Below are 14,051 nucleotides of genomic sequence, written 5' to 3'. Positions count from 1 at the left end.
ATGACGCGAGCACGAACCCACCAGGTGTCGAAGCCTCGTCGAGCAGAACTCGGCCAAGCAGTGCCCGCTCGAGCAACACTTGCTGCGCTGGCGTGCGGAGCGCTGTTGGCCGTCTCGTTGCCGTTCGGTCATGCCGCCGCCGGCGCCGCCGCTGCCGAGGTGGAGGCGGAGCGGCTGGCCGGCCCCACCCGCTACGAGACCGCGGTGGAGATCGCTGTGCGCTACCTCGCGGAGATCGGCGGCGACACCGACTCGGTGATCGTGACCTCAGGTGCCGAACAGCATGCGGCCTGCGCACTCTCGGCCGCCCCGCTGGCGTCTGTGCAGCGAGCACCTGCGCTGCTGACCGAACCCGATCGCCTTTCGCTCGCACCTGCCAGATTCCTGAGAGGAGCCGATTTCAGCGACGTGTTCATCGTGGGCGGCACCGACGAAGTGTCACCGGCGGTCGCCGAGCAGATCCGGCGGCTCACCGGGTCGACACCTCACCGGCTGGGCGGCTCGGGCTGCGCAGAAACTGCCCTCGCGGTCGCGCGCCACCTGGGTGATGCCGGAGTTGCCGCGGGACGCGGCCGCACGGCGCTGCTGGCCACCGCGGCCGCAGCCGCCGACGGTTTGGCGGCCGGACCGGTTGCCTACCGGGGTCGCTTCCCGCTGCTGTTCAGCGACGGCACAGCGCTGAATCCCGACTTGGCCGAGTTCCTGGACGACCACGTCGACCACGTCATCATCCTGGGCGGCACAGCAGCAGTCTCTGCGCGAATCGAGAACCAGGTTCGCCTGCATGTCGATTCGACCGAGCGCTGGGCTGGCGCGAACCGGTATGGCACGGCGAGCCGCGTAGCTCTCGAGTTGCTGGGTGCTGAGGGACCGGTGCCGTGCTTCGACGGTGACGGCGTGGGTTTGGCGGCAGGGTTCGGCGCCGCTGATGCCGTCGCCAGCGCACCGCTGCTGGGTGAGCGGTGCGATCCGCTGCTGCTTACTGAGCGCCTGCGACTGTCTCGCGAGACGGCGTCGGTGCTTGCGTCCGAAGCGGTGACGGGCGATGCCGAAGGCCGTCTGGTGCTCGCCGTCTTTGGCGGCACAGCGGCCGTATCCAGTCGTGTGGAGGCAGCGGCCATCTCGGCCGCGTCGGCAGGCAGACTCAGCGAAGGCCAGCCGGTCTTTGCGGTGATTTCGGCCACCGAGGGCGCGTGCCACTGGCGTATCGACTTCTCCGAGCCGGTTCGCACCGCTGACGCCGGGGACACGGGCAGCTACAGCTTCGACGGGGAGCCGCTGCCGGGTCGCCTTGCCGAAGTCGTGGTTGCGGAAGGACCCGCAACGAGGTGGGCAGTGATCCTGCTGGCAGGTGCGAGCCCGTATGACGCCGCGTCGGTGCCGATCGGCTGCGAGACACCGGTCGCTGTGCGGGACCGGTTGGGCGTCAACGAGCGCTCGATTCGCTCGACCGACGGGGCCGCCGTCAACGAGGGTGCGGAGCTGATCGTGCGCGCCGATACCGGGCGGCCGCAGCTCAAGGTGCTCGCGGCCTTGGGCCGCAAGACGGTCTGGGTGCGCTCCAACGAGGCACTCACGGACGGAACCATCAGGGTCACCTTGACACGAGGACGCAGCCGTCTGATCGAGACCGCCAGCGTGCAGCGAGGCGACACCGGCTTCCGGGTCAGCTTCGACTTCCCCGAACACGACAGCTACGGCTCGACCAGCCTGCCGTTCACCCAGCCTCCATGGCTGGCACCGGGTGACAAGATCTCGCTCGCTGCCAGCAAGCTGCGCGATCGCGCTGGCAACGCAAACTCCGCAGTGACGCACACCGTTGCCGCCGACACCGTCCCGCCGCGAGTCAGCGTCGTGTCGTTGAGCCAGCCTGTGCGCCGCGCCGACGGCTCGGCCGCTGTCGATGTCACCTTGCACTGGTCCGAAGCGGTACAGGGCTGCGGCGTTGGCCCTGCAGACCACACCATCGACGTCGGCAAGCTGCAGGTCGACAGTGACGGTGACGGTTTCGCCGACTACTCCCTTGACGGCGCCGGCGCCGGCGCCGCGAACGCAGGCGTCAGCCTTGTCGGCGCGTCCGATACCAGCGTGTGGACTCGTGCGGGCACTGCTGCATGCGACCAGACGTGGCGGCAATCGGACGGCACGCTCGTCGCCCGGCTGGCTGCGCCCTCTGCTGCCATGCTGCCGTCCGTCGGCTCGACGCTGATCGCCCGAGCTGGTGCCGCCTTTGACTTCGCCGGCAACGCCAGCCAAGCACACGCCGCGGCGTTCAAGCGGGAGGCGCTCGACGGTCGCTGACCGCCTTGCCTGACTCCCGGCGCTAACTCCTGGCAAAGTCAATATGTGACGGCAGGGCTCAGAGGGGGGTGCTGTAGCATCGGCTGTATCGAAGGCCCCGCGCCTTCCCATTTGCCATGGCTTTGCGACTTGAAGATCGAGATCTGGTCCTCGCCTACCAGGCCGGCGACGACGAAGCGTTCGCCGAGTTGGTACGCGAGTACCGGCCGCAGCTGCTCGGTCACGCGCGCCGCCGTTTGGGCTGCCCAGAGGCAGCCGAGGACGCTGTCCAGGAAGCGCTGGCGCGGGCCCTGCGGGCCATGCCGCGTTTCAACGGGAACTATCGAGTGGGCCCCTGGCTGCACCGGATCCTCTCCAACGTCTGCAGCGACGAAGGCAACCGCCAGCGTCGCGCGAACGAGAAGACCGAGCGCTGGGCATCGAACGACCGCGCCCTGAATCCGCCGCCCGACACCGAGGCAGAGCTGGGTCTCGACATCGACGACACCGAGCTGATGGATGCCGTCGACGGCCTCTCCGAGCAGTACCGCGAAGCGCTGATGCTGCGTTTCGTGGACGAGCTCTCCTACGAGGAGGTGGCGCGAGTCTCTGGGGTGTCCGAGGAAAACGCCCGGGCGCGAGTGTCTCGTGCCCGCAACGCAGTGCGCGCTGCGCTCAAGCTCGCTGCGGCGGCGCCGGTGGCACTCATCGGGCTGCTGCGCCGGGGAGAGCGGGCCGCTGCAGCGGTGACAAGCCAGTCCTCGCCCGGTGCCGGCCGCGCTGCGCTGAATTCGGCCATGCCGATGTTGACCGAGGCAGCTCCGATGGCCTCGCGTGCGGCCGCTGCGACCGCGAACGCCGCGACTGTCGGCGTGCCGGTAGTGGCGAAGGCCGCAGTCGGCTTTGGGCTGGCGACTGCGGTGATCGCCCCGACCGTCGACTCGCCGGTGCACAGGGCGGCCGATCGGGTCCTGCCCGACTCGGTCATGGAGGCGCTGACGCCGTTCGTGGTGGGTGCGTCGGCACCCGACGCGCCGGTCGTGGTGCCTGCCCTGCCGAGTGCCGAAGGCGTTGCCGCAAGATCCGACACGGCACCGGCGATTGCCGAGCCGGTGATTGCTTCAGCAGCAAGCGAGGCAGGCGTCGAAGCAGTAACTGCGCCGAGCGAGGATGCTTCGGCAGCCGCTTCCGTGGCGACGCCAGCCGCGTCGGCCGCTGCCGCCACGGTCAACGTCGACAAGGCGGATGAGATCGAGCAAACCGTCGTTGTGGCGGCGCCGACGGTGACAACGACGACCTCAGGGTCCATCGATGGCGGCGAGCTCACGTTCGCCGCTGCGGGCGCTGATCGCTTCGATGTGAGCGGCATGCTCACCATGACCGTCACGACGACCACCACCACGGTCGACGGTGACGTGACCACCGAGGACGTCACCACCGCCACGGAGTCGGTGAGCGTGATAGCGCCGAGCAGTGCGTCGCTGTCGGCGGCGGACCCCTCCGATCCCGAGGCGCATCAGCGATTCAGCGCCCTGCTGGTGCTCGATGCTGGCGACGGCGAGACCGTCGAGATGCGCTTGGCGGCACGCGGCACCGCAGTCGACGGTTCCCTGCCGCTTGACGGCCTGTTCACGGCAACCCAGAGCGACGCGTTGCCGCTGGCCGAGCGAGGCTCCATGTCCGGCACGCTGATGTTCGCCGATGACGGCACTTTGCAGTCGCTCACGCTTACGCTCAGCCCGTGATTTACCGGCGCCGGGGCCTCTCGGCGCAACCCCGACGTGGCACGATCCGTGGCGCGCTCGCGGCACTGCTGCTGTTCGGCGGCGTGCTGGCAGGCGCCGCTGCGGGCGCGGCCGAGCCCACGGCGGTCGCGGCAGGCCCGGTTGCACCGACGCAGTGGCCCAGTTCGTTCCTGGCCGCACCCCAGATCGAGGGCTGGCCCAACGCACTGCGCATCTCGGGCTGGGACCGCTACCAGACCTCCCTGGCGACGGCCTTGGTGCTGCGCGGCCAGGGCGGTTTTCCTTTCGAGACGCCTGATCCTTCCTCGGGCGGCGTGCGCAGCCTGAGCCAGGCGCGGGGCTGGTGGGGTGTCGGCGTTTGCCCCAAGGCGATCATCGTCGTCGCCGGGGACTCGCCTGCAGATGCCCTGGCGGCGTCCTCGCTGTCGGACCCCACCGGCCGGTCCACCGAGCCCTACCTGCAACGGTCCTCTGCAGCGGACCCGCTCTTCGATCCGCCCGGCGGATTCGCTCGTGTGGACACCTTCGCTGCGCCGATCCTGTTGACGCCGTCCGCACGCACCGGTGCCACGGCGCTTGCCGTGCCCGTGCGGCTGGCGGCCCAGGATCTGCGTTCGGGTGGGTGCAAGACAGCGAGGCAGGCGATCATCGTCGGCGGCACCGCCGCGGTTGCGCCCGAGATTGAGGCCGAGCTGGTGTCCATCGGCTACACCGAGGTGTTCCGCGTCCGCGGTTCGAACCGTTTCGGCACGGCTGCGGCCGTGGCAACGGCATTGGGCACGGCGCCTGTGCCCCAAGGCGCCACCGGCTGCGCCGATCCCTCGGCCGCCGACGGCACCGCGAAGATGGGCTTCTGGGCCAACTCGGTGGTGGAGTGGCGGGAGAACCCTGAGGAGTGCCGCCTGCTCGGCCGTACCGTGGTGCTGACCGACGGCATCGACGGCATAGATGCGATCGCGGCGGGGTGGTGGACGGGCTACTGGCAGGTACCAGTCCTGCTACACAACGGCACCGACGAGCTGCCCACAGAGACCGCGACCGCGCTGAGCCTGCTCGATGTCGAGAACATCGTGGTGCTCGGAGGCTTGGAGCGGCTGTCGCAGCCGGCCGTCCGGTCTGCCGCTCGACTCGCACGTGCGAACACGGTCCGGGTTTCCGGCGCAGACCGGTACGCCACGAGCGTGGCTATGGCCCAGCACTTCGGCGGCTGGTGGCCGACCGGTTCCGGTCACGACTTTGCTTCCTCGATCGTGTGCTTGGTGGCGTCGTCGGACAGCGGCCGCAAGCAGCGTGGCTGGGCTGACGCGTTGAGCGCCGGTCCATGGTGCGGGGCGGCCACAGCCACCGCCTCGGCCGGCGCGCCGGAGCGGATGCTGCCGCTAGTGGATGTGTCGCAGCCCGCGGTGGTGTCGAAGCCTGATGCGGAGATGCCCCAGCGGCCCACCCGCAGTGCGGTGCCCATGCTGCTGGTGGCCGCTGGCGCCGAGCACCTGCCAGACCCGGTGGCCGCATTCCTGCTCGACGCTTTCGCCGCACCAGAGGCCTGCGAGAGTCAAGCCAACCCGGTGGCCTACGCCAAGGCGCTGGCCAGCGACGTGTGCCCGGCGCCGGGCTTCGCCGTGGCGTTCGGCGGGCAGGGCGTGATCACGCCCAGCTTGCTCGGCGAAGTCTCGGCCGCGCTGGCCGGCAACTTGATCGCGGACGAGCGGATATCGCCGGTGCTTGTGGGGGCTCAAACGCCCGACCCGTTCTCGCCCTACGGCGTGCAGGCCACACCGGGAGTCGACTTCGGAGTCGGCGCGTTCGCCACGACCATGCCGATGTCGCCGATCTTTCACAGCGACGACGGTGTCGGCGTGCAGGTGTGCATGCCGCGCGGCACCTACGGCGATGCTCGCTGGCTGGTGGCCGAAGCTCAGGGCACGAGCGCTGTCGTGGAAGTGCCGAAGCAAGGCTGGTATCTCGGCGACTCCGATGGCGTTGTCCGATCAGCCGGTCGAGGCGCGCCGGCCTGTGTGCGCATCGGCCCTGCCGAGGTGGTGACTGCACCCTTGGTGGCGCGTGGTGTCGGCCCCAGCGGTGCGTCGACCGATTCGCTGATGCTCATCGCAGATACAGGCCAACGCTTCTCGCTTACCGGGCCGATCGATGCCAACGAGCCCTCCACCATCGGCACGCCGAGCGAGCTCGATCCGCCGGAGGGGGGACACACCCGCTGGCTGTTCCAGACGGGGGCCGTGACCGACCGGGCGATGCTCGGCTCACGTGCCGAGTCCATCGTGGACACCCGCATCGTGCTGCACCTGTACCGGGGCGCAGCACCGCCGGCGTCGAGTGCGCCCAACGGCGTGCCCGACACGTTCACCGCAACGTGGCACATCCGCACTGAGCGCGGCACGCTCATCGGCTCCGCCCAAGGTGAAGCAGTCCTGAAGTCTGGTGTGTGGCACCTTCGCGGTGCGACGGTGCTGACGTCGGGCACGTGGGCATCGCTGGTGTACGGACCGCCGTCGCCGGCTGTCAGCGACGAGGAACCGCCGCCGATGCGCGAAGCGGGAGTGCCGTTCGATCCTCTGCGAGCCGGTACGTCCGACGCCTACGGCGCTGGCGGCTTCACGGCGACACTGACGGTGAATTCGGCCGGTACTGCTGATGACAAGCTCTCGTGGCGGCCCGAGGCCTTCATCAACAAGCCGCTGCCGCCGTCCGACTAAGGCATCCGGGAACAGCTCAGAGGATCACTCATCTTCGAGCGATCGCACATCGTCGGCAGTGACTGGCCGGCCAAGACGAATGGTCGGCAACTGGGCGCTTCCCTCGGTCGCTTTGGGCCGTGTGCCACGCTGAGACATGGTTCAATCCTCGCTGGGCATCGCCTCTCGCGTCAACTACAAAATCCGTGCGACGGTCCTGGGCCATCCCAGGCGAGCACAAAATCCTGAAAGTCCTGTGTGGCCCCGATGAGCACTGATGCGCGGATGAAGCTGCTGGAAATACTGCGGACCCAGGGCCTCACGGAGCTGCCCGAACCGGTGCAGCTCGCGTCGGGCAACTACTCCCGCTACTTCATCGACGGCAAAGTGGCGCTGGGCGCCGGCGACGACCTGCGGCTGGCGGCAGAGGCCATCGCCGAGCGAGTGACCGACGCGGGGGTCGAGTTCGACGCCGTCGGCGGCCTGACCCTGGGCGCCGATGCGCTGTGCGCCGCTATCGCCGTGGTAAGCGGGGCGAACTGGTTCATCGTGCGCAAAGAGGCGAAAGGCCGCGGCACCAACCGGCTGGTCGAGGGCACCCGGATAGGCGAAGGCCACCGGGTGCTGCTGATCGACGACGTGGTGACCACGGGCGGCTCGATCCTGAAGGCATATGAGAGCGTCCAGGCAACTGGCGCGCAGGTCGTGGCTGCCGTCACGCTGGCCGACCGTGGCGACGACGCCCGCCGCTCCTTCGACGATCTCGGCGTGCCCTACTTCCCGATGGCCACCTACGAGGACATGGGCATCCCCGCCATCGGCACCGAAACCGCCAGCTCCGCTTAGGACTGGCGGTCGCCAGACGGGTCAGGCGTTCTTGATGAGGAGGCCGCCGTCTACGGGGAGCACTGCGCCGGTCATGTACTGGCTGGCCGGCAGGCAGAAGTTGAGCGTGCCGTGGGCCACTTCCTCGGGCTCGGCGTAGCGGCCGAGGGCGGTGCGGCGCTTGGCGAAGATCGTCTTGTGCTCGTCGGGGATGTCGGCGGTCATGGCGGTGCGGATCGGGCCGGGGCAGATGCAGTTCACCGTGATGCCCTCGCGGCCCAGCTCCACCGCCAGCGATTTCGTGAGCCCGATCACGCCGTGCTTGGCGGCGGTGTAGGGCGAGCCGAACTTGGTCGCGCCCCATCCCTCGGTGGAGGCGATGTTCACGATGCGGGCCGCATCGGACTGGCGCAGGTACGGCAGCGCCGCTCGCACCGTGTAGGTGTGCGCCGTCAGCAGCACCTCGAGCGAGATGGCCCAGTTGTCCTCGTAGTCCTCGGCGTCGATCGGCGAGAAGCGCGAGATGCCGGCGTTGTTGATGACGTGGTCGATGCCGCCGAACCGCTCGGCCACCTCGTTCGTGACCTGGTTCACCCTGTCGCGGTTGGCCACGTCCATCGTCCAGCCCGCCGCGGAGCCGCCGGCGTCGTTGATCTCGGCCACTACGGCGTCCACCTCGGCCTGGCCCAGGTCGGTGACCGCAACGTGCGCCCCCTCGTCGGCGAACAGGTGGGCCGTGGCCCGGCCCTGGCCCATTCCGGCACCGGTGATCAGCGCCACCCGGCCCTCGATCGACCGGTTCAATGTCGACAGTCGCTTCGTCGTGCCCACGGCAATTCTCCTCGTTGAATCCGTCTTCGTTGAATGCTGTTGTGTCGGCTTCGCAGTGCTGCTCAGCCGGTCTGCCAGGCGGTGCCGCCGTCGATCTTGAGCACTGAGCCTGTGGTGTAGCTCGATGCCTCCGAGGCGAAGTAGAGCGCTGCGCCCACCACCTCGTCGGCTTCGCCGCCGCGGCCCAGAGCGATCTCGTTCTCGGCGCGCTCGTTGAACGCCTCCATGTCCCAGGCCTTCGAGATGTCGGTAAGGAATGGCCCAGGCATGATGCAGTTCACCCGCACGCGGGGCGCATACTCGCGGGCGAACGACTGGGTGATGGCGTGGATGCCCGCCTTGGCCGCCCCGTAAGCCGTCTCGTTGGGCGAGGGCGCCACGGCCGCCACCGAGCTCACGTTGATGATCGAGCCGCCGCCCGCTTCGTACATGCGCTTGCCGAACACCGCCGAAGCCCGGAACGGCCCCTTCAGGTTCACGTCGATCACCTTGTCGAACAGCCCCTCGGACACCTCGTACAGCGACGGATACAGCGGCGACAGGCCGGCGTTGTTCACCAGCACCTCGCAGTGGCCGAACTCGTCGTAGACGCGCTCGCACAGGGCGTCGTTCTGGTCCCAGTAGCCCACGTGGCACTCCACCGCCAGCGCCTGCTGCCCGGTGATGTCGCGCACTTCGGCAGCCAGCGCCTCGCAGTTGTCGAGCTTGCGCGAGGCGATCACCACATCGGCCCCGGCGCGGGCGAACGCGAGCACCATCTCGCGGCCCAGCCCGCGCGACCCGCCGGTGACCACCGCCACGCGGCCCGACAAGTCGAACAGCGCTGCGTTCGACTCACCAGCCATCTCAGCGGCTCCAGGAGTTCCAGCTCATCACCGAGTCGAGATCAGTGCGGGTGGCCAGTTTGAAGTCGGTGCCGACGGTGTAGGCCACCGGGCTCAGCGCGTACTGGCGCACGTTGTCATAGGGGATGCCCAGGATCTCGGCGGCCTCACGCTCGTAGCCGAGATGCAGGGTGGTCCAGCAGGTGCCCAGGCCCCGCTCGCGGGCGGCCAGCATGAAGCTCCACGCTGCGGGGATGATCGAGCCGGCCTGGCCCACCATCATGCGGGCATCGTCGGTGCGGCCGGTGATGCAGGGCAGGAACAGCACCGGGCTGCGGTGCATGTTCTCCGACAGGAACTCCGCCGAGGAGGTCACCCGAGCCTGCTGGGCCTCTCGCTGGGCGCCCAGGCCAGTGCCTACCCGGCCCGCGTACATGGGGCTATTGCGGTAGGCGTCGAAGCCCTGCTTGTAGAGCGCCGAGATGGCCTCGATCTTGTCGCGCTCGGTCACGAACACGAAGTGCCAGCCCTGCATGTTCGAGCCCGTCGGCGCCTGCACGGCGATCTCCACGCACTCCCGCAGCACCGATTCGGGCACCGGCCGGTCGAAGTCGAGCCGCTTGCGCACGGCTCGGGTGCTCTGCAGCACCTCGTCGGCCGACAGGCCCAGTTTCAGTCCAGATTCAGTCATGGCGCAGGAGCGTAACCGGCGCCCGTTCCGCGTACCGGGGGTGCAGCTAGCGAAGGAACTTGCTGGTGGTGTTGTCGGCCAGGATGCGGCCGCTGGTCTGGCAGCCGGCGCAGTAGTTGACCGAGTAGTCGCGATACTCGACGGCACGAACCACGTCGCCGCAGACCGGGCACTGCTCGCCGGTGCGGCTGTGCACTGCCGAGGGCCGCTCGGCCGATCGGCTCATCTGGGGGAGTTGCCGCTCGGCGGCCAGTGACTCGTCGACCACGGCGCCGATCGCAGCCACAACTGCTTCGACGCCGTCTGAGTCCATCCGGCCGGTGGGTGCGAACGGCGACAGCTTGGCCCGGTGGCAGATCTCGTTGGCCAACCGCCGCCCGAGTCCCGAGATCGCCCGCTGGTCGCGCAGGAAGTTGTGCAGGCGGGACGGATGCGCCGCCATGAGTTCGGCCATGGCTGCAGCGTCGATGTCGGTGGCCTCGGGCCCGAGGCCGGCGAGCGGGTTGGCGGCTGCTATCGATGCTGTATCGGCGCTCTCAGGTGCCCGTCCGGCGACCAGGCCATCTGCGGTCGGGTCGCCCGCCAGCACCCACACGCCGCCCCGCTTCTGCGTGCCGGGCTCGGTGAGCATCAGCCCCACCCCGCTCTCGAACTCGAACCGGGCCAGCCCGTCACGGGGCCGGCGCGGCCGCTTCGCACCAGGTTCCAGCACCCGCAGCCGCCCGCCCTGCATCAGGTGCACCACGAACGTCAGCCCATCGGCCGCGGGGTCGCTCGCTGGGGGAGCGAACCGCAGCAGCAGGAACTTGGCCCGCTGGCCCACGCTGCGCAACGGCCAGCCGACGGCGTCATCGGGTGACGGGCTGGCGGTCTTGAGCGCCGTGAACGACAGCGGCTCCACCCGCTTCAGCACCTCGCCGGCAGCGAGAGTTTCCAGTCGTTCAGCATGCGCCCGGATCTCAGGAATCTCCGGCACGAGGCGTCAACCCCCGCCCGCTGTCGATCACCAGCCGGTAGGCCACCACCGGCCCGCCGTTGCCGTCGCCGATCCGCTGCTCCACCGTGGCCCGCACCTCGGGCAGCTCCAGGCCCGCAAGCACCGCGGACATCGCCGCGCACCAGCCCTCAGACCCGATCTCCACGCCAGCGAACCTATGCCGCTCGCCACGGCATGTCACGCCACCGCCCTCGCCCTCCGTCGCGCAGTAGCCGGCAATCGCACTTCCCTCAGTCGGTTCCTCCGGCGCAGCAGCGCAATAGCATGGCGGGGTGACCTTTCCGGCTCGCCGCCTTCGTCGGTTGCGTCGCACTCCGGCGCTGCGCCGGCTTGTTGCGGAGACAACCGTCACTCCCAGCGACCTCATTGCGCCGCTGTTCGTGCGTGAGGACATCGACGATCCGCAGCAGATCGTCTCGCTGCCCGGCATCATGCAGCACAGCCAAGAATCGCTGCGCAAGGAAGTCAACGAGCTGGCCAATCTGGGCATCAGCGGGGTGATCCTGTTCGGGCTGCCCGCCCGCAAGGACCCGGTGGGCTCAGAGGCCTGGAACCCCGACGGCGTGGTGCAGGTGGCGCTGCGCAACCTGCGTGACGACCACGGCTCCGAGCTGGCGATCATCGCCGACTTGTGCGTCGACGAGTACACCGACCACGGCCACTGCGGCGTGGTGTCCGACGATGGCCACGTCGACAACGACGCCACGCTCGAGCTGTACCAGCGGGTGGCGCTGGCCCAGGCCGAGGCCGGTGCCGACATGGTGGGCCCGTCGGGGATGATGGACGGCCAGGTCGGGGCGATCCGCCAGGTGCTCGACCGCAACGGCTACGAGCACGTGCCGATCATGGCCTACTCGGCGAAGTACGCATCGGCCGAGTACGGGCCGTTCCGCGACGCCGTCGACGTGACCATCACCGGGGGCGGCGACCGCAAGGGCTACCAGCAGGATCCCGCCAATGCCCGCGAGGCCATGGCCGAGATCGAGCTGGACATCGCCGAGGGCGCCGACATCATCATGGTGAAGCCGGCGCTGGCGTATCTCGACGTGATCGCTGCAGCCCGGGCCCGCTTCGACCTGCCGCTGGCCGCCTACCACGTGTCGGGCGAGTACGCGATGCTCAAGGCAGCGGCCGCGAACGGCTGGATCGACGGGGCGGCCACGGCGGTTGAGCACCTCACGGCTATCAAGCGGGCCGGTGCTGACCTGACGCTCACCTACCTCGCACGCGAATTCGCCGAGAGCCTGCAGTAGCGAGGCTGAGCCCTGGGCCTGAGCGGCCCGCGAGCGAAGCGATCGCGAGCGGGAGGCAATGGCGGCTCAGCGCTGCGGGTGCGTGATGCGTGCTACCCCGATGGCGCCGAGCGCCCCGATGAACTGCGCCACGATGAACAGCGGTGCGCTGGCGGGGGCGATGCCGGCGAACGTGTCGGAGAACATGCGGCCGACGGTCACCGCCGGGTTGGCGAAGCTGGTGGAGGAGGTGAAGAAGTACGCCCCGCCGATGTAGGCGGCCACGGCGAAGGCCACGAACTGGGCCTTGCCCGAGCGCACCACGCCGATGATCACGATCACCAGCCCGAAGGTGGCGATGATCTCCGACAGGAACGCAGCCCCGCTGATCCGGTCGTTGGTCGACCAGAACACGGCATCCAGCTCGAAGATCACGTTGGCGGCGATCACACCCAGGATCGCGCCGGCGGTCTGCACCACCACGTACAGCCCTGCCATCCGGTTGTCGAGGTCGCCGGCGAGGCGCGCCCACAGCGTCACCGCCGGGTTGAAGTGCGCCCCCGACGTCGACCCGAACAGCAGGATGAGGCACAGCAGCGCCCCTGCTGTCGCAATCGAGTTCTCCAGCAGCTGCAGCCCCAGGTCGTTCGGGCTGAGCCGCTCGGCCATGATCCCCGAGCCCACCACGCTCAGCAGCAGGAAGCCCGTCCCCACGAACTCCGAGGTCAGCCGGCTCGCAGTGGTCTTACGCAGCGCCGTCACCGCGGAGGTCGAAGGCGATCTTGGTGGAGCCTCGGGAGCCGGCGTTGGCGGCGTGCTCGAGGGCGTTGCGGTAGTCCTCCAGCGGGTAGAGCTCGGACACCAGGCGTTCCAGGTTGCAGTCGCGCACCAGCTTGATCGCGGCTTCGAAGGTGTGGCCCCCGTCCAGCCTCGGCTCGGTGCCGTAGCAATACGCACCAACCAGCTCGGTCTCGCGGTGCCACAGGGCCGACAGGTTGAGCTCAACGTTGGCGGGCATGCCCAGCACCACCACGCGGCCGCGGGGGCGGGTGAGAGCGATGGCGTCGGTCAGCGACTCTGACGAGGCCACGGCGTCGATCGTGACGTGGGTGCCCGAACCCAGCGTCTCGCCGATCACGCGGGTGCCGGCGGCCCGGCGCACGGCCCGGCCCAGCTCGTCGGGCGACACCGCCAAGTCGGCACCAAGCTCACGGGCCAGGCGGCGCTGGTGGCTGTAGCGGGCGCCCACCACGATCGCCGCGACACCGGTGCACTGGCGCAGCGCAGCCACCGCCACCAGGCCCATCGTGCCGGCGCCGATCACCGCTGCCGTACCGCCCTCGGTGACGCCAGACCGCAGCGCAGCATGCACGCCCGCCGCGGTCGGCTCGATCATCACCGCGGCATGGTCGGACAGGTCCTCGGGGCCCAGCGATCCCAGCGAATGCAGCTGGGACTCGTGCGCCGCGAACATCTCCGACCAGCCTCCGCCGGTCGAGGCGCACGACCCAGTCTGCAGACCGGCCTCGATCTCGCCGCCGATCAGGTGGCCGTAGTCGTCGCCGTCGGCAGGAGCGGCGTCGGGCCACGGCGGGGCGAAGCCGTGCGCCTCGTGGCCCAGCACCGGCTCGAGCACCACCCGGGTGCCGTCGTCGGTGTGACCCACCACCTCGTGGCCCGGTACGAACGGGAATGACACCAGCGGCTCGAAGTAGCGCGACACCTTCCCATCCACCGTCGCCAAGTCGGAACCGCAGATGCCCGACAGCGCCGGCCGTACGTACTGCCACCCGTCGCCGGGCAGTTCCGGCGGGTCCATCTCGGTCAGACGCAACGGGCCCACGCCCGCTCCCGAGCCCGGCTTCAGCTTCCCCGCGGCCATCGCCGCGGCAAACCGCAGCTCCTTGCGCTCGAAAACCAGCGCCTTCACGTC

At 69.4% G+C, this 14,051-nt stretch carries 12 protein-coding genes; 5 read left to right on the top strand and 7 right to left on the bottom strand.

Going from position 1 to position 14,051, the window contains the following annotated elements:
- From VI480_RS04510 to pyrE, 4 genes are all read left to right on the top strand, one after another.
- The gene (locus VI480_RS04510; RefSeq protein ID WP_323671624.1) at positions 1-2,301 is read left to right on the top strand and encodes a cell wall-binding repeat-containing protein; all 2,301 of its coding nucleotides are present in this window, start codon (positions 1-3) and stop codon (positions 2,299-2,301) included.
- Between the two features lie 116 nt (positions 2,302-2,417).
- Complete coding sequence (locus VI480_RS04505; protein WP_323671623.1) at positions 2,418-4,025, top strand: sigma-70 family RNA polymerase sigma factor; 1,608 nt, start codon at positions 2,418-2,420, stop codon at positions 4,023-4,025.
- Positions 4,022-6,739, top strand: a complete 2,718-nt coding sequence (locus tag VI480_RS04500) for a cell wall-binding repeat-containing protein (protein WP_323671622.1) — start codon at positions 4,022-4,024, stop codon at positions 6,737-6,739. Before VI480_RS04505 ends, VI480_RS04500 begins: the two co-directional genes overlap by 4 nt.
- Positions 6,740-6,985: 246 nt before the next feature.
- Positions 6,986-7,564 carry an orotate phosphoribosyltransferase gene (gene pyrE / locus VI480_RS04495; protein WP_323671621.1) on the top strand — a complete coding sequence of 193 codons (579 nt, stop codon included), beginning with the start codon at positions 6,986-6,988 and terminating at the stop codon, positions 7,562-7,564.
- 21 nt (positions 7,565-7,585) lie between these two features.
- Here the strand turns inward: pyrE and VI480_RS04490 are convergent, their stop codons facing one another.
- The 5 genes from VI480_RS04490 to VI480_RS04470 all read right to left on the bottom strand — a co-directional run bounded on the left by VI480_RS04490 (position 7,586) and on the right by VI480_RS04470 (position 11,031).
- The gene (locus VI480_RS04490) at positions 7,586-8,374 is read right to left on the bottom strand and encodes an SDR family NAD(P)-dependent oxidoreductase (protein ID WP_323671620.1); all 789 of its coding nucleotides are present in this window, start codon (positions 8,372-8,374) and stop codon (positions 7,586-7,588) included.
- A gap of 62 nt (positions 8,375-8,436) precedes the next feature.
- Positions 8,437-9,219 carry a glucose 1-dehydrogenase gene (locus tag VI480_RS04485; protein ID WP_323671619.1) on the bottom strand — a complete coding sequence of 261 codons (783 nt, stop codon included), beginning with the start codon at positions 9,217-9,219 and terminating at the stop codon, positions 8,437-8,439.
- A gap of 1 nt (position 9,220) precedes the next feature.
- Positions 9,221-9,889, bottom strand: coding sequence for a nitroreductase family protein (locus VI480_RS04480; RefSeq protein WP_323671618.1), 669 nt, complete (start codon positions 9,887-9,889; stop codon positions 9,221-9,223).
- 46 nt (positions 9,890-9,935) lie between these two features.
- The gene (locus VI480_RS04475; RefSeq protein WP_323671617.1) at positions 9,936-10,865 is read right to left on the bottom strand and encodes a DNA-formamidopyrimidine glycosylase family protein; all 930 of its coding nucleotides are present in this window, start codon (positions 10,863-10,865) and stop codon (positions 9,936-9,938) included.
- On the bottom strand, positions 10,849-11,031 hold the full coding sequence (locus VI480_RS04470) for a hypothetical protein (RefSeq protein WP_323671616.1): 183 nt from the start codon (positions 11,029-11,031) through the stop codon (positions 10,849-10,851). Before VI480_RS04470 ends, VI480_RS04475 begins: the two co-directional genes overlap by 17 nt.
- Positions 11,032-11,158: 127 nt before the next feature.
- Here VI480_RS04470 and hemB point away from each other — a divergent pair, with 127 nt between their 5' ends.
- Positions 11,159-12,139 (top strand): porphobilinogen synthase, encoded by a 981-nt coding sequence (gene hemB, locus VI480_RS04465; protein WP_323671615.1) that lies wholly within the window; start codon positions 11,159-11,161, stop codon positions 12,137-12,139.
- Positions 12,140-12,205: 66 nt separating this feature from the next.
- Here hemB and VI480_RS04460 read toward each other — a convergent pair whose 3' ends face one another.
- Both VI480_RS04460 and VI480_RS04455 read right to left on the bottom strand, forming a co-directional pair.
- Positions 12,206-12,880: an MIP/aquaporin family protein gene (locus VI480_RS04460; RefSeq protein WP_323671614.1), complete on the bottom strand. Its 675-nt coding sequence runs from the start codon at positions 12,878-12,880 to the stop codon at positions 12,206-12,208.
- Positions 12,864-14,048, bottom strand: coding sequence for a zinc-dependent alcohol dehydrogenase (locus VI480_RS04455; RefSeq protein WP_323671613.1), 1,185 nt, complete (start codon positions 14,046-14,048; stop codon positions 12,864-12,866). Before VI480_RS04455 ends, VI480_RS04460 begins: the two co-directional genes overlap by 17 nt.
- Positions 14,049-14,051: the final 3 nt, after the last annotated feature.

Origin of the sequence: Candidatus Poriferisodalis multihospitum, from assembly GCF_028283155.1 — a bacterium.
GTDB lineage: Bacteria > Actinomycetota > Acidimicrobiia > Acidimicrobiales > Poriferisodalaceae > Poriferisodalis > Poriferisodalis multihospitum.
The sequence above is the reverse complement of the archived record's forward strand: the minus strand, read 5'-3'. Positions and strand labels throughout refer to the sequence as shown.